The organism is Rhizobium sp. BR 314 (assembly GCF_047445805.1).
Classification (GTDB): Bacteria; Pseudomonadota; Alphaproteobacteria; order Rhizobiales; family Rhizobiaceae; genus Rhizobium; species Rhizobium lusitanum_B.
The window spans coordinates 139,253-162,985 of sequence record NZ_JARWLA010000003.1; the positions used below are offsets into that span (position 1 = coordinate 139,253).

The 23,733-nt window shown below is 60.9% G+C and carries 18 protein-coding genes; 9 read left to right on the plus strand and 9 right to left on the minus strand.

All coding sequences use genetic code 11. The features are described from left to right. A complete protein-coding gene (locus QD461_RS05560) occupies nucleotides 1-579 on the plus strand; it encodes a HutD family protein (protein WP_414086816.1) in 579 nt (192 codons plus the stop codon). Here QD461_RS05560 and QD461_RS05565 read toward each other — a convergent pair. Next, entirely contained in the window at nucleotides 576-1,130 is a 555-nt protein-coding gene (locus tag QD461_RS05565; protein ID WP_414086817.1) for a hypothetical protein, read from the minus strand. The two genes, QD461_RS05560 and QD461_RS05565, sit on opposite strands and share 4 nt — an antisense overlap. A 139-nt stretch (nucleotides 1,131-1,269) precedes the next feature. Between QD461_RS05565 and QD461_RS05570 the strand changes: the two genes are divergently transcribed. The 3 genes from QD461_RS05570 (at nucleotide 1,270) to QD461_RS05580 (ending at nucleotide 3,969) form a co-directional block, all read left to right on the plus strand. After that, nucleotides 1,270-1,932, plus strand: a complete 663-nt coding sequence (locus tag QD461_RS05570) for a sulfite oxidase-like oxidoreductase (RefSeq protein ID WP_414086818.1) — start codon at nucleotides 1,270-1,272, stop codon at nucleotides 1,930-1,932. A 191-nt stretch (nucleotides 1,933-2,123) separates the two neighbouring features. Then, complete coding sequence (locus QD461_RS05575; RefSeq protein ID WP_414086819.1) at nucleotides 2,124-3,575, plus strand: MFS transporter; 1,452 nt, start codon at nucleotides 2,124-2,126, stop codon at nucleotides 3,573-3,575. A 91-nt stretch (nucleotides 3,576-3,666) separates the two neighbouring features. Next, nucleotides 3,667-3,969, plus strand: coding sequence for a hypothetical protein (locus QD461_RS05580; RefSeq protein ID WP_184704512.1), 303 nt, complete (start codon nucleotides 3,667-3,669; stop codon nucleotides 3,967-3,969). Between the two features lie 22 nt (nucleotides 3,970-3,991). On the opposite strand, the gene QD461_RS05585 is transcribed toward QD461_RS05580, so the two are convergent. The 4 genes from QD461_RS05585 to QD461_RS05600 form a co-directional block, all read right to left on the minus strand. Further along, complete coding sequence (locus QD461_RS05585) at nucleotides 3,992-4,387, minus strand: type II toxin-antitoxin system VapC family toxin (RefSeq protein WP_414086821.1); 396 nt, start codon at nucleotides 4,385-4,387, stop codon at nucleotides 3,992-3,994. Continuing rightward, nucleotides 4,387-4,614 carry a type II toxin-antitoxin system VapB family antitoxin gene (locus QD461_RS05590; RefSeq protein ID WP_414086822.1) on the minus strand — a complete coding sequence of 76 codons (228 nt, stop codon included), beginning with the start codon at nucleotides 4,612-4,614 and terminating at the stop codon, nucleotides 4,387-4,389. The genes QD461_RS05585 and QD461_RS05590 overlap by 1 nt, the downstream gene beginning before the upstream one ends. 172 nt (nucleotides 4,615-4,786) lie before the next feature. Further along, the gene (cueR, locus tag QD461_RS05595; protein ID WP_414086823.1) at nucleotides 4,787-5,173 is read right to left on the minus strand and encodes a Cu(I)-responsive transcriptional regulator; all 387 of its coding nucleotides are present in this window, start codon (nucleotides 5,171-5,173) and stop codon (nucleotides 4,787-4,789) included. Between the two features lie 105 nt (nucleotides 5,174-5,278). After that, nucleotides 5,279-7,786, minus strand: a complete 2,508-nt coding sequence (locus tag QD461_RS05600; protein WP_414086824.1) for a heavy metal translocating P-type ATPase — start codon at nucleotides 7,784-7,786, stop codon at nucleotides 5,279-5,281. Between the two features lie 174 nt (nucleotides 7,787-7,960). Between QD461_RS05600 and QD461_RS05605 the strand changes: the two genes are divergently transcribed. The 4 genes from QD461_RS05605 (at nucleotide 7,961) to QD461_RS05620 (ending at nucleotide 17,021) form a co-directional block, all read left to right on the plus strand. Then, entirely contained in the window at nucleotides 7,961-9,067 is a 1,107-nt protein-coding gene (locus QD461_RS05605) for an RHE_PE00001 family protein (protein ID WP_414086825.1), read from the plus strand. A gap of 216 nt (nucleotides 9,068-9,283) precedes the next feature. Then, entirely contained in the window at nucleotides 9,284-10,795 is a 1,512-nt protein-coding gene (locus QD461_RS05610; RefSeq protein WP_414086826.1) for an efflux RND transporter periplasmic adaptor subunit, read from the plus strand. Then, nucleotides 10,792-13,911, plus strand: a complete 3,120-nt coding sequence (locus tag QD461_RS05615) for a multidrug efflux RND transporter permease subunit (protein WP_414086827.1) — start codon at nucleotides 10,792-10,794, stop codon at nucleotides 13,909-13,911. Before QD461_RS05610 ends, QD461_RS05615 begins: the two co-directional genes overlap by 4 nt. Beyond that, nucleotides 13,908-17,021 (plus strand): efflux RND transporter permease subunit, encoded by a 3,114-nt coding sequence (locus QD461_RS05620; RefSeq protein ID WP_414086828.1) that lies wholly within the window; start codon nucleotides 13,908-13,910, stop codon nucleotides 17,019-17,021. Before QD461_RS05615 ends, QD461_RS05620 begins: the two co-directional genes overlap by 4 nt. A 242-nt stretch (nucleotides 17,022-17,263) precedes the next feature. On the opposite strand, the gene QD461_RS05625 is transcribed toward QD461_RS05620, so the two are convergent. Beyond that, a complete protein-coding gene (locus QD461_RS05625) occupies nucleotides 17,264-20,416 on the minus strand; it encodes an efflux RND transporter permease subunit (RefSeq protein ID WP_414086829.1) in 3,153 nt (1,050 codons plus the stop codon). A gap of 9 nt (nucleotides 20,417-20,425) precedes the next feature. Continuing rightward, the gene (locus tag QD461_RS05630; RefSeq protein ID WP_414086830.1) at nucleotides 20,426-21,730 is read right to left on the minus strand and encodes an efflux RND transporter periplasmic adaptor subunit; all 1,305 of its coding nucleotides are present in this window, start codon (nucleotides 21,728-21,730) and stop codon (nucleotides 20,426-20,428) included. A 96-nt stretch (nucleotides 21,731-21,826) separates the two neighbouring features. On the opposite strand from QD461_RS05630, the gene QD461_RS05635 reads away from it, so the two are divergent. Beyond that, nucleotides 21,827-22,510: a TetR/AcrR family transcriptional regulator gene (locus tag QD461_RS05635; protein WP_414086831.1), complete on the plus strand. Its 684-nt coding sequence runs from the start codon at nucleotides 21,827-21,829 to the stop codon at nucleotides 22,508-22,510. Nucleotides 22,511-22,725: 215 nt separating this feature from the next. On the opposite strand, the gene QD461_RS05640 is transcribed toward QD461_RS05635, so the two are convergent. Together QD461_RS05640 and QD461_RS05645 are read right to left on the minus strand one after the other, a co-directional pair. Further along, on the minus strand, nucleotides 22,726-22,968 hold the full coding sequence (locus QD461_RS05640) for a hypothetical protein (protein ID WP_414086832.1): 243 nt from the start codon (nucleotides 22,966-22,968) through the stop codon (nucleotides 22,726-22,728). Nucleotides 22,969-23,268: 300 nt separating this feature from the next. Beyond that, nucleotides 23,269-23,727 (minus strand): helix-turn-helix domain-containing protein, encoded by a 459-nt coding sequence (locus QD461_RS05645; RefSeq protein WP_184704489.1) that lies wholly within the window; start codon nucleotides 23,725-23,727, stop codon nucleotides 23,269-23,271. Between the last annotated feature and the right edge of the window lie 6 nt (nucleotides 23,728-23,733).

Genomic DNA, 23,733 nt, shown 5'->3' on the forward strand with positions numbered 1-23,733 from the left:
ATGAAGCTGCTACGCGCCAGCGATCACAAGCGCATGCCCTGGAAAAACGGCGGTGGGGAGACGGTGGAAATCGCCGTTTCGCCCGACGGCGCCGGGCTTGCCGACTTCGACTGGCGCGTCAGCATGGCGACCGTTGCCACCGATGGGCCGTTCTCGGTCTTTCCGGGCATCGATCGCACGCTATCCATTCTCGATGGCGAGGGGATGACCCTCTTCATCGAGGGGCGCGCCCCCGAACGCCTGACGCAGGCGAGCGAGCCGCTGTCTTTTGCGGCCGATGCGCCGACATCGGCGACTTTGATCGATGGCACGATTACAGATCTCAATGTCATGACGCGGCGAGGCCGTCGTGAGAACAGGGTCACGCGAAATGTTGTCAGCGACCACATGGAACTGCAACTGACCGAAGGCAGCACGCTGCTCCTTTGTGATGGTGAGAAGGATCTTCGCATCGACGATGGAGACCAAAGTCTCGTGCTGTCCGCTCAGGATTGCGTCGTAATGAATGGTCCAGGCGGAAGGCGCATAAGGCTTTCTGGACCGGCGCGATTTTTCCTGATCGAAATCACGGCCATCTAGGCCGGAATGGGCTGGTGGGAACTGTTTTCCGCATTCTTCGCCCTCGGTTTGTAGGCGCGATAATAGAGATCGACCGCAACGGCAATGTTCTTGAACTGCGTATCAAACTGGCCGCGGCGTATCAAAACCGGCCGCGGACGCTTTGATCTCTTCCAGATTCTTGCGACCAGGCCGTCGCTCAGTCTGCTCTTGCTCTCGGCGTTGATGAATATCGTAGCGGCTTTTGCCGTTCTTGGGTCCATGGTGGCGAAGATTACGCCATCCATATGCTCCCAAGGAATAAAGCCGATGGCAATCCGTATGTCCTGGATGCCTTGGGGACCGATTGTTATCACCGGAGTCGTAAAGTCGCGGCGAAAATATTCGTACACGGCAAAGGCGATGAAGAAAATCAGCATCGGCAGCAGGATCATTGCAAGGAAGCGCACCGGGCCTTCCTTAATCAGCATGGCTGCGAGCCCTGCTGCAAGGAAGCAATAGATCACCAGTACGATTCTGAAGCTGGATTTCGAGTATCTGATTTCGCGAACGGCTGTAATATCGTTATTCAAGTTTGCCCCCTCGGCATGTGTGCCGAGCCATAACATTGTGCTCGCTGAGATGCCATCGACCGATGGACCGGTGTTCTCATCGACTTGACACCCACTCGGCTCCGCTATCCTATCTCTCCGCCGCAAAGAGGATAGCCGCATGAGCGACGACCAGATCCCCGCCGATAGTAAACTCACCACTTCCAAGCGCCGCTGGGCGGCGGAGGGCAAGTTTCTTACCGGGCGTATCAGCCGGGCTGAGACCGAGCGGCTGCCGCCGGGGCAGCATCTCGTCAAGAACTGGCCGGTGCTCGATCTTGGCGAGCAGCCACAGACTTCCCTCTCCAGCTGGCGGCTCGATGTGTTTGGTTTCGTGGAAAAGCGGCTCAGTCTCGATTGGTCGGCTTTCCAGGCGCTCGAGCAAAGCACTTATGTCAGCGACATTCATTGCGTGACGACATGGTCGCGCTACGACAATCGCTGGGAAGGGGTTTCGACGCGCGATCTCCTCGATCTCGTCATGCCGACGGCCGAGGCGCAGCATGTGCTGCTGACGAGTTATGACGGTTATACCACCAACCTGCCGCTTGCGGATTTCGCGGCTGAAGATGCCATTCTCGCCACCGCTTGGGAGGGTCAACCGCTGACGCGCGAGCATGGCGGACCGATGCGGCTCGTCGTGCCGCATCTTTATTTCTGGAAGAGCGCGAAATGGCTGAGCCGCATCGAGCTCATCGGCGCCGACCGCGCCGGCTTTTGGGAGAAGAACGGCTATCATATGTATGGCGACCCATGGCGCGAGCAGCGCTACTCGGACGATTGACATCCACGGGATATGACGGACAGAGGCAAGCTTTCCGAAAATCGCGGCTCTTATGTCACCGTGTCAATTTTGACGACGCTGGCGTGGGTTTGCGGCTTTGCAAGGCCGTGCGATGGGCGTATTCAATGATCCTATGATTGTTGCCGGTCGAACCGGCGCCCTTTGAACGCTATTTTCCGAAATTTCATGTCATGACCGTTGCCCGGACCACAGAAGAGCCTTCCGAAGCAAGTTTCGGCCGGCAGTCCCGCATCATCGCTTTCGTGGTTGCCGTTTCCTTCTTCATGCAGATCCTGGACGGTACCATCGTCACCACATCGCTGCCGCAGATGGCGAAAACCTTCGGCGTCGAGCCGGTGTCGATGAGCATCGGCATCACCGTCTATCTGCTGACCATGGCCGCTTTTGTGCCGCTGGCCGGTTGGGCGGGCGATCGCTACGGCGCGCGGCGCGTGTTTCTGGCGTCGATCACGATCTTCACCGTGGCCTCGCTGTTTTGCGGTCTCTCGGGCAATCTCGCGGAGTTCATCATTGCCCGCGCAGTCCAAGGTGTCGGCAGCGCGCTGATGACGCCTGTCGGCCGTATCATCGTATTGAAAAGCGCGCGCAAATCCGATCTCGTCCATGCGATGTCGATGATCACCTGGCCGGCGTTGACGGCGCCAGTCATCGGCCCGGTGCTCGGCAGCTTCATCACCACCTATTTCAGCTGGCACTGGAACTTTCTGATCAATATCCCGATCGGCATCATCGGTCTCGGCCTCGTCCTGCGCTTCGTGCCGGATCAGCGCGAGGAGAAGGTCGCGCGGCTCGATTTCGTAGGCTTCCTGCAATCGGCGGTGGGGCTGACCTTCCTGCTCGCCGGCCTGGAATTCGTGGTTCAGGGAACGACCGGATTGGCACCGAGCATCGGTCTCATTGCCGCCGGCGTGGTCTTCTCCGCCATCGCCACAAGGCACTTCATGAAGGTCGATGCGCCCTTGCTCGATCTCTCCGCCTTCAAGGTGCAGACCTTCGCCATGTCGACGCTTTCGGCCGGCTCGGCGAGCCGCGTCGCGATCAACGCCACGCCCTTCCTGATCCCGCTGCTCTTCCAGGTTGGTTTCGGCCGCACGGCGATCGATGCTGGTACCTATCTGCTGTTCTATTTCGCCGGCAATCTGGGCATGAAGGCGATCACGACGCAGATGTTGAGGATTTTCGGCTTCCGCAACGTGCTCGTCGTCAACGGCCTGATTTCGTCAGCGAGCATCGGTGCTTGTGGACTCCTGTCGCCGTCGACACCGGATCTGCTGATATATTGCCTGCTATTTATTGCCGGCCTGTCGCGGTCGATGAATTTCACGGCGCTGAACACGCTCGGCTTTGCCGATATTCATGCCGCGCAACGCAGTTCTGCCTCCACCCTCTCAAGCATGTTGCAACAGGTATCGTTGCTGCTCGGCGTTGCGGTTGCTGCAGCCGTGCTCAATCTCTCGCGCACGATTCATGGTGGGGAAACGCTTTCGCTGGCCGATTTCCGCTGGGCTTTCCTCGTGATTGGCCTTATCGGTGCCATCTCCGCGTTGCGCTTTGTCAGCCTACCCCACGATGCTGGCGCCGAGGTGTCGCGGCACAAGATGAAAGCGTCATCAAAACCTTAAAAGTCTTAACGATATTGACAGGCAAGCCGCTGTAAATTCACTTGTCAGTTCCCATATGTGTGGGGCCTCAACTCCTACAGGAGCCAGTCTTATGCTGCTCAAAACTCTCGCTATCTCCGCTCTCGTCATCGGCATGTCCAGCGCCGCCATGGCCGAGCAGGTGCACAAGCATCGTCACAAGAACCTCAAGGTTGAGACAATTCAGACCGATGTCGGCAATGTCGACCATTCGAAGGATGCGATCCTTCCGGACGGCCGCATCAATACCGATCCGTCGGTGACCGGCCCGATCCGCGCCGGCGACTCCATGTCCCGTCTGCAATGCGCTGCTGCTCCGAATGCAGTCGGCGTGCGCTCGACATATGCGGCAGGCCCGTCGTCCCTTTGCCCGTAACGGCTTGCCGGATCGAGCGGCTTCAAGCCAGCTCGATATCGGTCTGATCGAACCGGCCGCTTTTCGACAATAGCGGCTGGCGATAGTAACGAGCGCAGGCGTAAGTCATGCAATCATCGAGGCTGAGGCGGGCCGGGTGGTCGCTTTGGCCGTAACGCTCATATGTCTCCGCCGCTATAAAGGCCGCGCGAGGCGGTACGGCAAGCAGCTGAATATTCATGAGTTGCAGGAAGGTGCGTACGGCTTCTCCCGCCTCCGCGGGTGAAAGTGCAAGCGTTGCTGAGATCCCGATTGCCGCATGCATTGCTTCTGCCGGCGATGTCATTCTCGCCGTTGCCAATTGCATGCGATTGGCAAAGCCACGGGCATCATCCTCATTCGTCATCATGGCCGACAGGACCGAGGCGTCGATAAACATCAGGCGCTCACCTCTGCACTGTCGTTTCCGCTTTTCGCATCGGCCTTCCGTCGGAGATTGCGGCAGAAGGCGACGGCGACCTCGGCAAGGGCGGGCTTGGTCAGCTCTTCATCCAGGGCCTTCTGCAAGGCAAGCCTCACGGCTTCAGTCTTGGTCGGGCTTTTCGTCAATGCCTGGTAGCGTCGCGCCAGGCGGTCGATGGCATCATCTTTGATGTAGAGAGGCATGGGATATCCGTTTTCAATGTTGCGATATCCTTAGGCCATGTTGTCCGCAACGGCAATCTGTGGCGGCGGTCTACTCCGGAGCTTTTCATAAGGGCTTCTCGTCCTAGCCCGCCCCCGGCTGGCCCGGGCGGCTGGGAAGTCGGGTATAGCGGAACAGCTCTACAGCTCAACTTCACCTCTCCGACAATTCCTCCAGGATCGGACAGTCGGGCCGTTCATTGCCGTGGCAGGCGTGAACGAGGTGCTCCAGTGTGCGTCGCAGCTCCGTCAGTTCGCGGATCTTGCGGTCGATCTCGACAAGCTTGGTGCTTGCCATATCCTTGACGTCGGCGCTGGCACGGCTCTTGTCCTCATAGAGCGCCAGCAGCTGCCGGCATTCCTCCACCGAGAAGCCGAGGCTGCGCGAGCGATGCAGGAAGCGCAGCTTGTGCACGTCGTCGGCGCCATAATCGCGATAGCCGTTGTCGCTGCGATCGGGGCGGATGAGGCCGATATCTTCATAGTAGCGGATCGTCTTGGCCGGCAGGCCCGAACGGCCGGATGCTTCACCGATATTCATCTGCTTCTCCTTCAAGCGGCCCGGCGTTTCAAGGAATCGCCGTGCCCTGTGCTTGTTTCCATATAGTCCCGGGAGAACCGCGCTGCGATCCTCCCGGGACTATTCTTATTTGGCCAACCGTAGTCTCAGCGCATTGGCGATGACCGACACCGAGGACAGGCTCATAGCGGCGGCTGCGATCATCGGCGACAGAAGCAGGCCGAAGACGGGGTAGAGCACGCCGGCCGCCAAGGGCACGCCGAGGGCATTGTAGCCGAAGGCGAAGGCGAGGTTCTGCCTGATGTTGCGAATGGTCGCTTCCGACAGGCGGCGTGCCCGGACGATGCCGTTGAGATCACCCTTCACCAGCGTGATACCGGCGCTTTCCATGGCGACGTCGGCGCCCGTGCCCATGGCTATGCCAACATCGGCAGAGGCGAGTGCGGGAGCGTCGTTGACGCCGTCGCCGGCCATGGCAACGATGTGACCCTTGGCCCGCAATTCGTCGATCAGCGCCTTCTTGCCTTCCGGCAACATGTCTGCCCGCACCTCGTCAATGCCGAGCTGCTTGGCGACGGCGGCGGCAGTCTTGCCGTTGTCGCCAGTTGCCATAACGATCTTCAGGCCGCTCTCGTGCAGTGCCTTGATCGCGGCCGCCGTGGTCGGCTTGATCCGATCCGCGACGGCGACAAGGCCGGCGAGCTTGTTGTCGATGGCAACGAACATCACGGTCTTGCCTTCACCACGCAGGCGTTCCGTCTCGGCCTTCAGCGCATCCGTGGAAACGCCAAGGTCAGTCATCATCGCGGCGTTGCCGAGCGCGATCGCTGTACTGCCGGCATTGCCTCTTACACCCTTGCCGGTTACCGCCGAGAAGCTGGAGATTTCGACGAAATGCGCTCCGCGCTCTTCGGCACCGGCAACGATGGCCTCCGCGAGCGGATGTTCCGAACCCCGTTCGAGGCTGGCGGCGAGCGACAGCAGGCGCCCTTGCTCGACACCATTGACGGTGGCGGTGTCGGTCAGATTAGGCTTGCCTTCGGTGAGCGTGCCCGTCTTGTCGACGATCAGCGTGTCGACCTTGGCGAAGCGTTCCAGCGCCTCGGCATCGCGCACCAGCACGCCTTCCTGCGCGCCACGGCCAGTGGCGATCATGATGGACATGGGCGTTGCCAGCCCAAGCGCACAGGGGCAGGCAATGATCAACACCGCGACGGCGGCGAGCAGCGCATGCGCAAGCCGCGGCTCCGGCCCGACGAAGGCCCAGACGGCGAAGGCGACGATCGCAGCCGCGACGACGGCAGGCACGAAAACGGCGGAGACGCGATCGACCATGGTCTGGATCGGCGCACGAGAGCGCTGTGCCTTGGCGACGAGTTCGACGATGCGCGACAGCGTCGTTTCGGCGCCGACCTTCTCCGCCTGCATGATGAGTGCGCCGTTCTTGTTTATCGTGCCGCCGGTCACGGCATCGCCCTTTACCTTTTCGACCGGCAGGGGTTCGCCCGTGATCATCGATTCATCGATGGTGGACTGCCCCTCGATGACGGAACCGTCCACCGGAACACGTTCGCCGGGACGGACGCGCAGCCGATCTCCAACCTGGATCTCGTCGACGGGCACGTCGTTTTCGCTACCATCATCGCCGATGCGGCGTGCCGTCTTCGGCGCCAGATCGAGGAGGGCGCGAATGGCGGAACCCGTGCGTTCCCGGGCCTTCAACTCCAGCACCTGTCCGACGAAAACGAGCGCAATGATGACCGAGGCCGCCTCGAAGTACACCGGCACGCTTTCGCCGTGCCCGCGGAAGCTCATCGGGAACAGGCCAGGCGCCAAAGTGGCGACGATGCTATAGAGGTAGGCGGTGCCAACGCCGAGGCCGATCAACGTCCACATGTTGGGGCTGCGATTGACGATCGAGTTCCAGGCGCGGCGGAAGAAAGGCAGGGCAGCCCATAGCACGACCGGGGTCGCCAGCACGAGCTCGAGCCAGGTGGCGATAGGTTCGCCGATCCACTCGCGCACGGGGAGACCGACCATCGGACCCATGCTGATGACAAGCAAGGGCAGCGACAAGGCAGCACTGATCCAGAGCCGGCGCGTGAAGTCGACCAGTTCCGGGTTCGGCCCTTCGTCGGCGGCGGGCACGCCCATGGGCTCAAGCGCCATCCCGCATTTCGGACAATCGCCCGGATGGTCGCTGACGACCTCGGGATGCATGGGGCAGGTATAGAGCGTGCCCTTCGGCACGGCTTTCGGCGCTGGCCTTTTGCCGTTGAGATAGGCTGACGGATCGGCCTCGAATTTGGTCTTGCAGCCGGCCGAGCAGAAGTAGAATTTCTCGCCCTCGTGTTTCAGGAAATGGCGCGCGGTGGCGCGGTCGACCGTCATGCCGCAGGTCGGATCCTTGGCGGTGAGGTAGCTCTCAGGCGCCGCTTCGAACTTCGTGCGGCAACCATTGCAGCAGAAATGAAAGGTGCGGCCCTGGTAATCCAGCGACGGCTTGCCGGCATTCGGATCGACCGTCATGCCGCAAACGGGATCGCGCGTTATGATCTCCTGCGGCTGGCCGCCGTGTTCGTGATGGCGACCGTGGCCGTGATGGCTATGATCGTGTTCGTCATGCAATGCCATATCAAACTCCATTGCCCCGAAAGGGAGCGTTGGATGAGGTTATGAACCTTCCCGTTACTGGAAGGTCAAGGCCTAAAATAGGAATTGTCGTCCACAATTCACAGATGCCTCGTTCTATCTTGCAGCGTGCGGCGATGATAGGTTCCGTAAGACCGATTCAATGATGCGATTCCAATGCGATACGATCTGACCGCGCTTTCGTTGCCAACGCTTCTGCCTGCTATAGTCAAGGCGGAAGACATGCTGGCGCGATTGGATGAGCGCGTGTTGCGGCATGTCGTCGGGGAAGGTTTTCGTGAGCGCGGGCATTTCTTCGACGCGGCCGGGGCGCTTTGGATCGGTGGCGAGCTGGTGCATGTGGAGGATCTCGTGCTGCACGATGCACGCATGGATGCGCGTGCGCCGACGCATGAATTGACCATCGCCCATGCGGTGCTGCGGGTCAGGCGCCGCCTTTGGAACGCCGATCCCGCCTGGGGGCTGGATGCTGCCGGCCTTGCCGTTCTGCGCGGCGATGTCGGAGACGTCGAGGATGTTGTCACGCGGCGTCCGGTATTGTCGGAGACTACCGAGGACGACATGCAGGAACAGGACGAAGAGGAGGATTTCGGCGTCGATTTTGCCGAGATCGACGCCATCCTTGCCCGATCGGAAAAGATCCTGAGCGGCGGCACACCCGAGGCCAGACCGGAGACGATCGATGACCCGCTCGCTCTCGTGCATGACGAGGATTGGGACGAGGACGAGCGACTGGAAAGCTGGTGCGCGGTCATTCGCGATGCCGATCTCCTGCCGCCCGTTCTCGGCGCGGCGGTGCTCTTCGACGCTTGGGAGCGGATCGAGCCGCTACGGCGGCAACATTGGCTCGGCGGTTTGCTGGTCAGCGCCTATTTGCGCAGCCGCGGCAAGGTCACTTCGCATCTTTTCTGCCTAAATGTCGGTCTGAAGGCCGTTCGGCATGATCGTCGACGCGCGTCGGATCGTATCACACGCCTGACGGCATTTCTGGAAGCGATGGCTCACACGGCGGACTCCGGCCTCAAGGAGCTGGACCGCCTTTCGCTTGCCAAGCTGCAGATGGAGTTGCGCCTCAAGGACCGGCGATCGAACAGCAGCCTGCCCGAGGTGATCGATATCGTGCTGTCGCGGCCGATCGTTTCGGCAAAGATGATCGCCCGGCATGTGGGCGTGACACCCAGAGGAGCGCTTAATCTGGTCAACGAGCTTGGCCTGCGCGAGATGACGGGCCGCGGACGTTATCGCGGCTGGGGTGTGCTCTGACGCCCAACGGCAACAGCAACTTGCATCGGCAGCCTGCGTTTGCGGCTACAACCCTGGTTTTATGTAATGTGACAATTTATTTCGCTAAGTCGCCGCAAAAATGGACAAAATTTAATGGCAATACCAAATTCCTAAGCGGCACGATGCAAGCTAGAGTCGCGCCATAGAATAGCGGCGGATCGCGGGTCGCCGAGCGCTTTGAAGGAAGGTGGACTAATGCCTCGTGCATTTCGGGTCGTAATGTCGTTGGCGGTGATTGGCGCGGTGGGATACGGCGCCTATGCGACCCGTGATCTCTGGCTTGCCAACGTGGAACGGATGCTGGGTTATCAGGACGCCTCCGCACCCGCTCAGCAGGCGCAGAGCGAACGCCGCAGCGGTCAGGGACAAGGCGGCGGCAGACGGCGCGGCGCGGGACAATTCAGCGGCCCGGCTCCGGTACTGGCCTCCAATGCCACAACAGCCGACGTTCCCGTCTATATCAATGGCGTCGGCTCGGTGAAGGCCCTGAATACGGTAACGGTGCGTGCGCAGGTCAGCGGCAGACTCGTCGAAATCGATTTTGGCGAAGGCCAGGATATCAAGAAGGGCGATGTCATCGCTCGTATCGACGATTCCGTCTATAAGGCGCAGCTCGATCAGGCGCTTGCCAAGAAGGCGCAGGATGAGGCTCTGCTTGCGGGAGCCCAGCGCGATCTGAACCGCTATCAGCTGATGGTGAAGACCGCTTCGGGTACGCAGCAGCAGGTCGACACGCAAACCTCGCTGGTGGCGCAGTACACGGCGCAGGTAAAGGCTGATGCGGCGGCCATTGAAAGCGCACAGGCGACGCTCGACTATACGACGATCAAGGCGCCGATCGACGGGCGCACCGGTATCCGCAATGTCGATGTCGGTAACCTCGTCAGCTCGTCGGATTCGACAGGGATCGTGACGCTGTCGCAGATCAGGCCGATTTCCGTGCTGTTTTCCATTCCGCAGCAGCAGCTTGCCCGCGTCAACGCGGCAAGTGCGGCCGGCACGCTCGCGGTCCAGGCCATGGGCAATGACGGAACGACGATAATCGATAACGGTACGCTGGCGGTCGTCGACAACCAGGTCGATCCCACGACAGGCACGATCAAGCTGAAGGCGAATTTTCCGAATGAGAAGTTGGCGCTGTGGCCCGGCGCCTTCGTCAATGCCCGCCTGCTGGTGGAGACACTGAAGGGCGTTACCGTCATTCCAAGCGGTGCCGTTCAGCGTGGGCCGAACGGCACCTTCGTCTATATCGTCAAGGACGGTCAGACCGTTGCCATGAAGTCGGTCAAGGTGCGGCAGCAGGATGACACGCTCGCCGTTATCGCCGATGGCGTATCTGCGGGCGACAAGGTGGTGACGACCGGTTTCGCGCGACTTCAAGACGGAGCTAAAGTCCAGATCTCGGCAAGTGGGGATCAGACGGCGCCGAATGCGCCGGCAGCCGGCGACCAGGGTCAGCCTGTCGCCGAAAACGATGCGCAGGGCAGTCAGGGCAATGGCGGCAACGCCAATGGCGGCGAGCAACAACAGCATCATCGCCACAACGGCCAGGGCGGGAAGAACGGTCATAGCGGTAAGGGCGGCAATGCCAGCCGCGATGGTCAGGATGGGAATGCTCAGCCTGCGGCCGGCGGCAACCAGGCAACGGATGCCAGCGCCAGCTCAGCGCCGGGCAATTCGTCCGCATCTTCGACACAGCAACAATGAACGTCTCGTCGCTCTTCATCTCCCGGCCCATCGCCACCTCGCTTCTCGGGGTCGCGGTTCTCCTGGGCGGCATTCTCGGCTTCCTCTTCCTGCCGGTGGCGCCGCTGCCGCAGGTGGATTTTCCGACGATCCAGGTGACGACGCAGCTTCCGGGAGCTGATCCCGATACGATGGCGGCCCTGGTGACGGCGCCTCTCGAGCGTCCGCTCGGCCAGATTCCGTCGTTGGCCTCCATGACGTCGTCGAGCGCTTTCGGGATTAGCCAGATCACGCTGCAATTCGATCTCGGGCGCGATATTGACGGAGCCGCGCAGGACGTGCAGGCGGCCATCAATGCTGCCGGCTCGACACTGCCGCGCACGCTTCCCTATCCGCCGACTTATTCGAAGGTGAACCCGGCCGACACGCCGATCGTGACGCTGGCCCTGCACTCGGACAGCTATTCGATCCGCGAACTCAGCGACTTTGCCGATACGATGATGGCGCAGCGCCTGAGCGAGGTTTCCGGCGTCGGCAATGTGAGCATCCAGGGCGGCGTCAAGCCCGCCATCCGCATTCAGGTCGATCTGCCGCGCCTTGCCTCCTATGGCCTGGCGTTGGAGGATATTCGCTCGGCCATCACCAATGCCAGTGTCGCCGGCGCCAAGGGCGCGCTCGACGGCACGCAGCAGAGTTTCACGCTTGCGGCCAACGACCAGATCGTCGACCCGAACGTCTACAAGTCCGTCATCATTTCCTATCGCAATGGCGCCCCGGTGCAGCTGAAGGATGTCGCGACCGTGGTGGAAGGGCTCGAGAATAACCGTGTTGGTGCCTGGTATCAGGGAAAGCCGGCCGTCATTCTCGATATCATGCGCCAGCCGGGCGCCAACGTCATCCAGACCGTCGAGAATGTCCTGAAGCAGATTCCGAAGCTGAAGCAGGCCATGCCGGCCGGCGTTTCCCTCGATATCGTCAACGACCGCACCGAGACTATCCGGGCCTCAATCCATGACGTGCAATGGACGCTGGTCATCAGCATCGGCCTCGTCATCCTCGTGGTGCTGCTCTTCCTGCGGACGATGACGGCGACCTTCATTGCCGGCGTCGCCCTGCCGCTGTCGCTGATCGCGACCTTCGGCGTGATGTGGTTCGTTGGTTTCAGCCTCGACAATCTCTCGCTGATGGCGCTGACCATCGGCACTGGTTTCGTCGTCGACGACGCCATCGTCATGATCGAGAACATCGCCCGCCATATCGAAGAGGGCGAAAATCCGATGCAGGCGGCGTTGAAGGGTGCCGGCGAGATCGGGTTTACGATCATTTCGCTGACTGTCTCGCTGGTCGCGGTGTTCATTCCGCTGTTGTTCATGACCGGCATCGTCGGCCGCATGTTCCGCGAATTCGCGCTGACTCTGACTATTGCGGTGGTCGTGTCGGCCATCGTTTCGCTGACGCTGACGCCGATGATGTGCGCCCGCATTCTGCGCAAGCCCAAGGAGCGGCAGGGCGGTCTTCTGGCCGGCGCAGACCGCTTCACGGACTGGATGATCGAAGGCTATCGGCGCAGTCTCATCTGGGCCGTGGATCGCAGCGCCCTCATGCTGCTAGTAACGGCCGTGACGCTAGCTGCGACGATAGCGCTCTACGTGGCCATTCCGAAGGGCTTCCTGCCCGCGCAGGATACCGGCCTGATCACCGCCGTGATCGAGGCGGAGCCGACAACCTCCTTCGAGACCATGAAGCAGATCCAGGCATCGGTGACGGACCGGCTGCACAAGGATCCGGATGTCACCGGCGTGGTTGCCGTCATCGGCGCCAGCGCGAGCAACCTGACGCTCAACACGGGCAATCTCAGCTTGGTGCTGAAGCCTCGCGACCAGCGCAACGTTTCCGCCGATCAGATCATCGAGCGGATGCGCGGCGAGGTCGCCGGCATGCCCGGTATTCATGTCACCTTCCAGAGCGTGCGCGATATCTCGATCAGCACCAGGGCCAGCCGCGCGCCCTATCAATATACGCTGACGGGTACCGACACGAACACGGTGGTCGACTGGTCGCAGAAGCTTGCCCAGCGGCTGCAGGAGAGCCCCAAGTTCATGGATGTCGCCTCCGAGGTTGAGATGGGCGGCGGACGCATTTTCGTCGATGTCGATCGCGAGACGGCTTCCCGGCTCGGCGTTTCTATGCAGGCCGTCAACGACACGCTGAACGACGCTTTCGGCCAGCGCCAGATCGCGACCATTTACGGACAGGCCAATCAGTATCGCGTCATTCTGGAAGCCGCGCCACAATACCAATCGGATCCGAAATCGCTCGACAAGCTCTACGTGGCTGGCGCCAACGACACGCAGGTCCCGCTCAATGCCTTCACGACCGCGACGTTTACGACCGCGCCGCTGGTCATCAGCCATGACGAACAGTTTCCGGCCGTGACGATCAGCTTCGATATCGCCAAGGGCGCGTCGCTGAGCGATGCTGTCGCGGAAATCAAGGCGGCCGAACAGGACATCGGCATGCCCGATAACATCCAGCGCAAATATTCGGGCGATGCGGAAGAATTTGCCTCGTCGCTTGCCGGAGAGCCCTGGCTGATCCTGGCTGCGGTAGTGACGATCTATATCGTGCTCGGCCTGCTTTACGAAAGCGCCGTGCATCCGGTGACGATCCTTTCGACGCTGCCTTCGGCCGGGGTCGGGGCGCTGCTGGCGCTGATGCTGTTCGGGCAGGATCTGTCGATCATCGCCCTGATCGGCATCGTGCTCCTGATGGGTATCGTCAAGAAAAATGCGATCATGATGATCGACTTCGCGCTAGAGGCGGAGCGCAAGGAAGGGCTGGAGCCGCGCGAAGCCATTCTGAAGGCCTCGATCCTCCGTTTCCGGCCGATCATGATGACGACGCTGGCCGCGCTCTTCGGCGCCCTGCCGCTCGCGTTGGCACAGGGTACGGGTGCGGAGCTGCGCATCCCGCTCGGCATCACCATCATCGGCGGTCTCGTGTTGTCGCAGCTTTTGACACTCTATACGACGCCGGTCATCTATCTGGCCTTCGAGCGCCTGCGCGCCCGTGTCGTCGGCCGCACGAGCGGCATGCCCAGCCCCGAGATGAATGAAATGGCGGGTGGCGGGACATGAACATCTCCGAGCCGTTCGTCAAACGCCCGGTCGGGACGACGCTTCTGGCGATCGGATTGATGATTCTCGGTATCGTCGCCTATCGCTTCCTGCCGGTGGCCAGCCTGCCGACCGTGGATCTGCCGACGATCGTCGTTTCAGCGAGCCGCCCCGGCGCCGATCCGGCCAGCATGGCGGCGAGCGTTGCGGCTCCGCTCGAGCGGCATCTCGGAACCATCGCCGGCGTCACGCAGCTGACCTCGGTCAGCTCCCTCGGCTCGAGCACCATCATCGTGCAATTCGATCTTTCGCGCAGCGTCGATGGCGCGGCGCAGGATGTGCAGGCGGCACTGAACGCCTCAGCGACGGACCTGCCGGGCGATCTGCCGACATTGCCGGCCTTCCGCAAGATCAACCCGGCCGCAGCTCCCGTGCTGATCCTGGCCCTGACATCGGACAATGTGGCGCCGAGTGCCATCTACGACGCTGCAGATACCGTCGTCGTGCAACGCATATCGCAGGTGGATGGCGTCGGTGGCGTTACGGTCAGCGGTGCCGATCAGCCCGCTATCCGTGTAAGGCTCAATCCTGACCGTCTGTCGGCCATGGGCCTATCGCTCGATGCCGTCCGCACTGCGATCGTCAACGCCAGCGTGCTCGGTCCCGTCGGTTCGCTTGACGGTGACGGAGGGGCTTTCTCCATTGCCGTGAACGGGCAATTGCGGACGCCGGAAGCCTACGGCAGGATCGTCATACAGAGTGGTGACGGTACGGCCGTCCGGCTTTCCGATATCGCCACTGTCGAGCCCGGCGTTCGCAACAGCCGCTCAGACGCCTGGTTCGATGGCAAGCCAGCGGTGCTGCTCAACATCACCAAGGAGGCGGATGCGAACGTCATCGCAACGGTCGACGGCGTCAAGCAACTGATCCCCGAGTTGCAGCGGCTCATCCCCGCCGGCGTCAAGATCGCTGTCCTGTCCGACCGCACCACGACGATCCACGCCAGCGTGACCGACATGCAGTGGACGTTGCTTGCCACTATCTGCCTCGTCATGGCGGTGGTCTTCGTCTTCCTGCGGCGCGCAACCCCGACCTTCGCAGCCGGCGTCACGGTGCCGCTGTCGCTGGCCGGGACGCTTGCCGCGATGTGGCTTTTCGGATTGTCCATCGACAATCTCTCCCTCATGGCGCTCGCCGTTTCGGTGGGCTTCGTCGTCGACGATGCCATCGTCATGATTGAGAATATTTACGCCAATCTGGAAACCGGCATGAAGCCGATGCGGGCGGCGCTCGAAGGCGCACGGCAGATCGGCTTTACTGTGATCTCCATCAGCCTGTCCTTGCTTGCCGCCTTCATCCCTCTGTTCTTCATGGGGGGAATCGTCGGCCGGTTTTTCCAGACTTTCTCGTTGACGCTCGGCTTCACCATTTTCGTCTCGACGCTGGTGTCGCTAACGCTCACGCCGATGATTTGCGGCCATCGGCTCCGCCCGCACGATGTCGACGCCAAGCCCGGCCGGTTCAGCCGCCTCGTCGAGGGCACGTTAGGCGCGATCATCGATTTTTACGGGCGCACTCTGAAAGCGGTGCTGCATCATCGCCTGCTGTCCGTGCTTGTCATCATCGCCTGCGTCGTGATGTCGGCCTATCTTTACGTCAAGGTGCCGAAGGGTTTCATCCCGCAAGATGATACCGGCTTCATTCAGGGCGGAACCCAGGCTGCGACAGATATCTCCTATCCGGCTATGGTCAAGCTGCAGCAACAGGCGGCCGATATCGTCGCCCAGGACCCGGCGGTCTCCGGCCTTGGCTCATCGGTGGGCGGCGGCGGCTTTTCCAGCTCCGTCAACCGCGGGCAGCTCTACATCTCGCTCAAGCCGGAATCGGAGCGGGCTCCGACGGCTGAAATCATCGACCGGCTTCGCAAGCAGCTCATGGCCGTGCCGGGGGTGAGCACGTTCCTGTTCTCGCCGAGCGACATCCGCGCCGGCGCACGTCAGTCGCAGTCGCAGTATCAGTTCACGGTCTGGGGTGCCAATTACGACGAGCTGGTCGAATGGGCCCCGAAGGTGATGGAGCGGCTGCAGGGCGTTCCGGGCCTGACCGATGTTGCGACCGACAGGCAGCCCAATGGCTTGCAGGCGACCGTCAATATCGATCGGACCATGGCTTCCCAGCTGGGCGTGAGTATTAAATCCATCGACGCCGCGCTGAACAATGCCTTTGCGCAGCGGCAGATCTCGACAATCTATACGCAGCGCAACCAGTACCGCGTCGTGCTGGAAGCCGATCCGACCTATGCGCTCGACCCGCATGATATCTCCAAGCTTTACGTACCGGCGGCTGGCGGCAAGCAGGTGCCCCTCAGCGCCGTTGCCTCGATCGACCGCACGCTTGCTCCGCTTGTGGTCAATCACCAGGGGCAATACCCCTCCGTCACCATCTCTTACAATCTGGCGCTCAACACGCCGCTGCAGGTCGCGAATGACGCCATCCAGAAGGCGGTGCTCGACATGCATCTGCCGGACACGCTACATGCGGATTTTGCCGGCGATTCTGCGAGCGTTACACAGTCGTCAGGCAGCCAGCCGCTCCTGCTTCTGGCAGCGCTGCTGACGGTCTATATTGTTCTCGGCATTCTCTACGAGAGCCTGGCGCATCCGCTGACGATCATCTCGACGCTGCCGTCCGCCGGCCTCGGCGCGCTGCTGGCGCTTGCCATCAGCGGTACGGAGCTGACCATCATCGCCTTCATCGGCATCATTCTGCTGATTGGCATCGTCAAGAAGAACGGTATCATGATGGTGGACTTCGCTCTGCAGGGCGAGCGAACGCTTGGCCTGCCGCCCGAGGAGGCGATCTTCCAGGCGTGTCTGAAGCGCTTCCGTCCGATCCTGATGACGACGCTGGCGGCGTTGATGGGCGCCATTCCTCTCATCGTGGCAACCGGCCCCGGCTCCGAGTTGCGCCGTCCGTTGGGTATCACCATCGTCGGCGGCTTGGTCGTCTCGCAGATATTGACGCTCTATACCACGCCGATCATCTATCTGATGCTCGCTAAACTTCACGCAAAATGGTCGCCGAAGTCGCAGCAGCCCGCAGAGCGAGCCGTTTTACCTTCCAGCACCTGATCTTGGTTTGTTGAGAGGTCGGCGAGCCTTTCCCGTTCGCTGATGAAGACAATGCTCCGGAGCCCCGACGCCGAGATCTGTGCCGTGGCACGAATGGCGCACGGACAATGTTGCGGCAAGCTGCTTTCTCCGGGGCCAGCACGATATGAAAAGGGCTCCTGCGATGTCGCAGGAGCCCTTTGCTTGAACGGTGGCGAGATCGAAGCCCGCTTCCCGATGCCGGGAGGCGGGCAGGCCGTCCGCTAGTGTGCGGTATCCGTGGCTGGTGCGTCGCCAGGCGGTGTCGTTGCCGTCGATTTCACTCCGCCCTTGAAGATGCGGCGCACCGAGACGAAGAGCAGCGGGATGAAGAACACGCCGAGCACCGTCGCCGAGATCATGCCGCCCATGACGCCGATACCGATCGAGTTCTGGCTGCCCGAACCTGCGCCATTGGCGATCGCCAGCGGCAGAACACCGAGGATGAAGGCGAGCGAGGTCATCAGAATCGGTCGCAGACGCTGTCTGGACGCTTCCAGGGTCGCATCGATTAGGCTCTTACCCTGGTTCTGCTGCTCGATGGCGAATTCGACGATCAGGATGGCGTTCTTGGCCGCCAGACCGATGGTCGTCAACAGACCGACCTTGAAGTAGACGTCGTTCGATTGCCCGAACAGGGTTGCGGCCAGCAGCGCGCCGAAGATGCCGATCGGAACCGACAGCATGACGGCGAGCGGGATCGACCAGCTTTCGTAGAGGGCGGCGAGCGCCAGGAAGACGACCAGGATCGAGATGGCATAGAGCTGGCTAGCCTGATTGCCGGAAAGCTTTTCCTGCGCCGACAGGCTGGTCCATTCATGGCTGAAGCCTGGCGGCAGGCTGGCCATGATTTTGTCGATCTCGTTCATGGCATCGCCCGACGAAACACCCGGAGCCGCAGCGCCCTGGATTTCGACGGCAGACGAGCCGTTATAGCGTTCCAGACGCGGCGAACCGTAGGTCCAGTTGCCGCTCGCAAATGCCGAGAACGGCACCATGTCGCCACTGGTGTTGCGCACATACCAGCGACCGAAATCCTCTGGCTGCATGCGGAAGTCCTTGTCAGCCTGCACGTAGACGGGCTTGACGCGGCCGCGGTCGATGAAGTCGTTGACGTAGGTACCACCCCAGGCGGTCGACAAAGTCGAGTCGATATTCGATAGGGTGATATTCAGCGCGCTCGCTTTTTCCTGGTCGATATTGACCGAATATTGCGGCGTATCTTCCTGGCCGTTCGGACGGGTGCCGAAGAGCTTTGGATTCTTGGCGGCCGCACCCAGCAGCTGGTTGCGGGCGGCAATCAATGCCGCGTGGCCCGCGCCGTTGATGTCCTTGATGAAGAAATCGAAGCCGCTCGAGCTGCCGAAGCCCGGGATTGCCGGTGGTGCCAGTGCAAAGACGCTGCCGTCTTTGATCTTGGAGAAAGCCCCCATCGCGCGACCGGCGATGGCCTGCGCCTTCGACTGCGGCGCCTTGCGCTGATCAAAATCCTTCAATCTGACGAAGACGATGCCGACGTTCTGGCCTTGGCCGCTGAAGCCGAAGCCCGCCACGGCGAATGCGCCTTCGACATAGTCCTTTTCGTTCTTGAGGTAGTAGTCTCTCACCTGATCGAGTACGGCCCAGGTCCGCGATTCCGTAGCACCCGGCGGCAGTTGGATCGCCGTCAGCAGGATACCCTGGTCTTCATCCGGCAGGAACGAGCTCGGCAGACGATTGAACAGATAGGCGACGGCGCCGCCTATCAGTACGAACACAAGCAGGAAGACGATGCTGAGGCGGATCATGCCGTGAACGGTGCGCTGATAGCCTCGTGTTCCCCGCTCGAAGTTGCGGTTGAACCAGCCGAAGACACCCCTTTCCTTGGCGCCGTGCTTCGGCTTCTTCAGAAGCGTGGCGCAAAGCGCAGGGGTCAGGATCAACGCGACGATCACGGACAGTACCATCGCCGAGACGATCGTCACAGAGAACTGGCGATAGATGATGCCGACCGAGCCGGAGAAGAAGGCCATCGGGATGAACACGGCCGAAAGGACCGTGGCGATACCGATTAGCGCACCGGTGATTTCCTGCATCGACTTGATCGTCGCCTCGCGCGGCGACAATCCCTCTTCCTCCATCACGCGCTCGACATTCTCGACCACGACGATGGCGTCGTCGACGAGGAGGCCGATGGCTAGCACCATGCCGAACATCGTCAATGTATTGATCGAGTATCCGAAGAGCGAAAGCACGCCGAAAGTGCCGAGCAAAACGACCGGAACAGCGAGCGTCGGGATCAGCGTGGCGCGGATGTTCTGTAGGAAGACGAACATGACGATGAAGACGAGCACGATCGCTTCGAACAGCGTCTTGACCACGTCCTCGATCGACAGCTTCACGAAGGGCGTCGTATCGTAGGGATAGACGATCTCGACATTCGGTGGCAGGGTCTGGCTCAGGTTCGTAATGGTCGATCTGACCGCCTCGGCTGTGCTGATGGCGTTGGCGCCCGAGGCAAGCATGACGGCCAGACCGGCGGACGGATGGCCGTTGTAGGTGGTCGACGTCGTGTAGGACGAGGCCCCGAGCTCGACGGTTGCGACATCGTTCATGCGCACCAGCGAGCCATCGGGCTGGCTCTTCAGGATGATGTTTTCGAACTGTTCCGGCGTCTGCAGGCGGCTCTTGGCCGTTACCGTTGCGTTGAGCTGCTGGCCCTTGCGCTGTGGTAGTGCGCCGAGCTGTCCGGCCGAAACCTGCGAGTTCTGCGCCTGGATCGCGGCGGTGACGTCGCTCACCATCAATTGGTATTTGGCCAGCTTGTCCGGGTTCACCCAGATGCGCATGGCGTAGCCCGCACCGAAGATCTGGGTGTTGCCGACGCCGTCGATGCGCTTCAGCGTATCGTTGAGCGTGCTGGAAACATAGTCGGCGAGGTCGTTCGAGTTCAGCTTGTTGTCGGTGGAGACGAAGCCGACGACCATGAGGAAGTTCGACGTCGACTTTGAAACGACGATACCCGTCGATTGCACAGTCTGCGGCAGCTGCGCTGTGACGAGCTGCAGCTTGTTCTGCACCTGCATCTGCGCGACGTCGGGATCGGCCTTGTTGGTGAAGGTCACCGAAATCGAGGCCTGACCCGTCGAGGTCGACGTCGACGTCATGTAATCGAGATTGTCGATACCGGTCATGCCCTGTTCGATGACCTTGGTCACCGAGTTTTCGACGGTTGCGGCATCAGCGCCCGGGTAGGTGGCGCTAATGCTGACCGTGGTCGGCGCGATCTGCGGATATTGAGAGATCGACAGCGTCAGGATCGACAGCGCACCCGCCAGCATGATGACGATGGCGATGACCCAGGCAAAGATCGGCCGGTCGATGAAAAAACGAGACATCGTCTAACCTCACTTCTGGGCGCCGGAGGCGGCCTTGGTATCGGTCTTTTCCAATTCGGCCTGCTCCGTGGATTTGGTTTCCGTGGCGGCTGCCTGCTTCACTTCGCCGGTTGCGTCGTCGATGGTGACGGGAGAGACGGTGACTTCCTGTCCGTCGCGGACGCGCTGGCTGCCTTCGACGATGACGCGGTCGCCTTCCTTGATGCCCTGGTTGACGAGCCAGCTGTTGCCGATGCTGCGCTGCACCTTGATGACGCGCTGTTGAACCTTGTTTTCTGCGGTCACGAACATGGCGGTCGGCTCACCCTTGGTGTTGCGGAAAACTGCACGCTGCGGCACGAGGAAGCTGTTTTCGGCAATGCCTTCCTGAATGGTGGCGCGCACGTACATGCCCGGCAGCAGGATGCGATCGGGATTGGGGAAGGTGGCGCGCACGGTGATCGTGCCGACCGTTTCGGCAACGGAGGATTCGGCAAATTCGAGCGTGCCGGTTTCCTTGTACTGGCTGCCGTCTTCGAGCGTCAGATGCACCGAGACGTTGTCGCCGCTGGTTTTCAGCCGGCCTTCGGCAACCGCGCGGCGGAACTCAAGCAGATTGGTGCTCGACTGCGTGACGTCGACATTGATCGGATCAAGCTTGCGGATCGTGGTCAGCGCCGTCGTCTGGGCGGCGGTCACGAGAGCTCCGACGGTGACGGTGGAGGCATCGACGCGACCGCCGATCGGCGCGCGCATCTTGGTGTAGTCGAGATTGATGCGTGCCGTTTCAAGGGCCGCTTTTGCGGAAGCCACGTCGGCATTTGCCTGAGCCAGAGCCGAAACGGCATCGTCCAAGTTCTGCTTGCTGACTGCGTCCTGCTGCGTGAGGCTCTTGTAACGGTCCACTTTCGACTGCGCGCTCGGCACCGCGCCCTGCGCCTTCTGCAGGGCAGCGGCGGCGCTATCATAGGATGCCTGGTAGGAGGCCGGATCTATTTCGTAGAGGACGTCGCCCTCCTTGACCTCGCTGCCCTCCTTGAAATTACGGTTGCGGATGATGCCGCCGACCTGCGGCCGCACTTCCGCGACGAGGTAGGCGCTGGTGCGGCCGGGCAGTTCGGCGGTGATGGCGACGGATTGCGGATGCAGCGCCATAGCGCTGACGTCGATCTTTACGACCGGTGCGTTGTTCTGGGCGGCCTTCTGTTCGTTGCAGCCGGCCAGAAGCGTCATGGCTGCAACCCCTGCGGCGACCAGCGCCGTACGGGTGGACAGAAGGCGAGCGGATACCGTGGGAGATGCGGATGCAGAGGTGGAAGAGGCAAGCTTTCGCACGTTGCTATTTCCTGTTGCCTTATTTACAGTACGAGTTCGTACGGAAAATATTTGTATTGGTTGAAATGTCAATCGCATTCAGTCGTCGGGGTTAAGATGGAGGCGCTGACAAAACAGCGGGGAGGCAAGGCGGATCAGGCTGCGACACGCCGCCCGCGCGGCCGTCCCAAAACGGTGAGCGATGACGCGCGGCGAGCCGAAATCGTCAAAGCGGCGCGGGCTACATTCTATGAACTTGGTTACGGTGGTACGACGATGGATCTCGTCGCTGCGCGCTGCAAGATCTCGAAACAGACCCTTTATCGCCTGTTTCCCGGCAAGACGGATCTCTTCATGGCGATCATCGCCGAGCATCGCGCTTCGATGCTGGCCTTGCCGCGTGACCCGGACGAGAACCTGCCGCTCGGCGAAGCGCTCGAGCAGATTTTCATGATCGATATCGACGAAGCCAAGGAGCGCGAGAGGGAAGCTTTCGTGCATCTCGCCATAGCCGAGTCTCGGCAATATCCGGAGATTGCGACGTTGCTGCACACCTATGGGGCAAAACAGTCGCAGCAGATGCTTGCCGACTGGCTAGACCAGCAATGCCAGCGCGGTTTGATCGAGATTGCCGATGTCCTAAGCGGCGCGCGTATGCTGATGACGATGATCTTCGGCGCGATGGTTTCCAAACCCGGCCACCCCAACGATTGGCCGGATCGGGAAACGCGCCTGCGGCACTTGCGTCAGTGCATCGCAATTTTCGTTGCGGGCGTGCAGCCGCGAACGAATGGCCGGTAGGCAGTCCCGGAGCACTTCCACCCCTCATCGAACAGCGAGAACGCTCATTCTTTTGCTTCTTTATACATTCCGGACGGAAAAATGCTCAGCACTTTTCGTGGAAATGCTCAGTCTTTTGGTCCCGATGCATTTCCCTTGCCTCAAGGAAGATGCCGATAGGGTGCGCCAACCATACCGGCATTCTATATGCTCCCTCAAAGCCTGATGTGGCTCAATCAATGCGCCGTGGCCAGATTCGCCGTGTCCGCGCCCTCTTCGAACAAGGATGTCTGCAGGCCATTTGCGTACATTTCCTGCAGCACTGCCCCGAGCGCCAGATCCAGGCACCAGACCGGAAACTCCGCATTTAGGTTTTTCGCGCTCTGACGCGCGTAAGTGATAAGTCGAGCGATCGATGCCAGTTCCTTGAGAGACTCCGGATCCTGGTTCGTTGCTCCGATCGGAAATACTGCTGTCATGCTACACCCTCTATTGCCCCCAATTCCGGGCGGATGAACGTATCCGATCCAGAATATGAGCAAATCATAACGAGTGTTTCACGACTTGGCGCGTGACATAAAGCGTGACACCATTTTTGGTTGTCGATGAAGTAGAGATCGCAATCTGCAAGATGCGAAAGCAAGGGTTCGATGCCAGGTCGGCAGTAAAATACCCCTTTCGCGATTGACGATGGTGGATGAACGCCGAAGCTGAAAGAACAAAGGCGCGCATCGGTGCCGATGCGCGCCTTTGTTCTACTCTGTTCGGTCGTCCGAGCTTCAGCTGTGAAGGCTGATCGATGTATCGCTTGCCCGTCCTACATGACCGCTCTGTGGTTCGGAGGCATTCGCCAGCGACTTGACCAGCGTTAGCACGGATTGGCGGATACCTGGATCGGTGATCTTCATGAAGGCCTTGTTGAGGTTCAGGCCCTCCTTGGACGTCAGAAACTCCGAGAGATCTTCGAGACCATTGATCGTACCCAGGCCGTCCGTGTTCAGTGGCTGGCTGCTATCCTGCTGGAAGAAAAACGCAACCGGGATGGCGAGGACACCCGCAATCGCCTGCAACCGGCTGGCACCGATGCGGTTGGTGCCCTTCTCGTATTTCTGCACTTGTTGAAAGGTAACGCCGATTTGCTCGGCAAGCCGCTCCTGGCTCATGCCAAGCATTAGCCGCCGCGTGCGCACACGGGAGCCGACATAGGCATCGATCGGATTCGGTACTTTTGCACTCACTGCGCA

What these genes read in the sequence shown, in the direction of transcription:
- QD461_RS05560 (WP_414086816.1), top strand. Translation starts at nt 1, where the DNA reads ATGAAGCTGCTACGCGCCAGCGATCACAAGCGCATGCCCTGGAAAAAC.
- QD461_RS05570 (WP_414086818.1), top strand. Translation starts at nt 1,270, where the DNA reads ATGAGCGACGACCAGATCCCCGCCGATAGTAAACTCACCACTTCCAAG.
- QD461_RS05575 (WP_414086819.1), top strand. Translation starts at nt 2,124, where the DNA reads ATGACCGTTGCCCGGACCACAGAAGAGCCTTCCGAAGCAAGTTTCGGC.
- QD461_RS05580 (WP_184704512.1), top strand. Translation starts at nt 3,667, where the DNA reads ATGCTGCTCAAAACTCTCGCTATCTCCGCTCTCGTCATCGGCATGTCC.
- QD461_RS05585 (WP_414086821.1), bottom strand. Translation starts at nt 4,387, where the DNA reads ATGTTTATCGACGCCTCGGTCCTGTCGGCCATGATGACGAATGAGGAT.
- QD461_RS05590 (WP_414086822.1), bottom strand. Translation starts at nt 4,614, where the DNA reads ATGCCTCTCTACATCAAAGATGATGCCATCGACCGCCTGGCGCGACGC.
- cueR (WP_414086823.1), bottom strand. Translation starts at nt 5,173, where the DNA reads ATGAATATCGGTGAAGCATCCGGCCGTTCGGGCCTGCCGGCCAAGACG.
- QD461_RS05600 (WP_414086824.1), bottom strand. Translation starts at nt 7,786, where the DNA reads ATGGCATTGCATGACGAACACGATCATAGCCATCACGGCCACGGTCGC.
- QD461_RS05605 (WP_414086825.1), top strand. Translation starts at nt 7,961, where the DNA reads ATGCGATACGATCTGACCGCGCTTTCGTTGCCAACGCTTCTGCCTGCT.
- QD461_RS05610 (WP_414086826.1), top strand. Translation starts at nt 9,284, where the DNA reads ATGCCTCGTGCATTTCGGGTCGTAATGTCGTTGGCGGTGATTGGCGCG.
- QD461_RS05615 (WP_414086827.1), top strand. Translation starts at nt 10,792, where the DNA reads ATGAACGTCTCGTCGCTCTTCATCTCCCGGCCCATCGCCACCTCGCTT.
- QD461_RS05620 (WP_414086828.1), top strand. Translation starts at nt 13,908, where the DNA reads ATGAACATCTCCGAGCCGTTCGTCAAACGCCCGGTCGGGACGACGCTT.
- QD461_RS05625 (WP_414086829.1), bottom strand. Translation starts at nt 20,416, where the DNA reads ATGTCTCGTTTTTTCATCGACCGGCCGATCTTTGCCTGGGTCATCGCC.
- QD461_RS05635 (WP_414086831.1), top strand. Translation starts at nt 21,827, where the DNA reads ATGGAGGCGCTGACAAAACAGCGGGGAGGCAAGGCGGATCAGGCTGCG.
- QD461_RS05640 (WP_414086832.1), bottom strand. Translation starts at nt 22,968, where the DNA reads ATGACAGCAGTATTTCCGATCGGAGCAACGAACCAGGATCCGGAGTCT.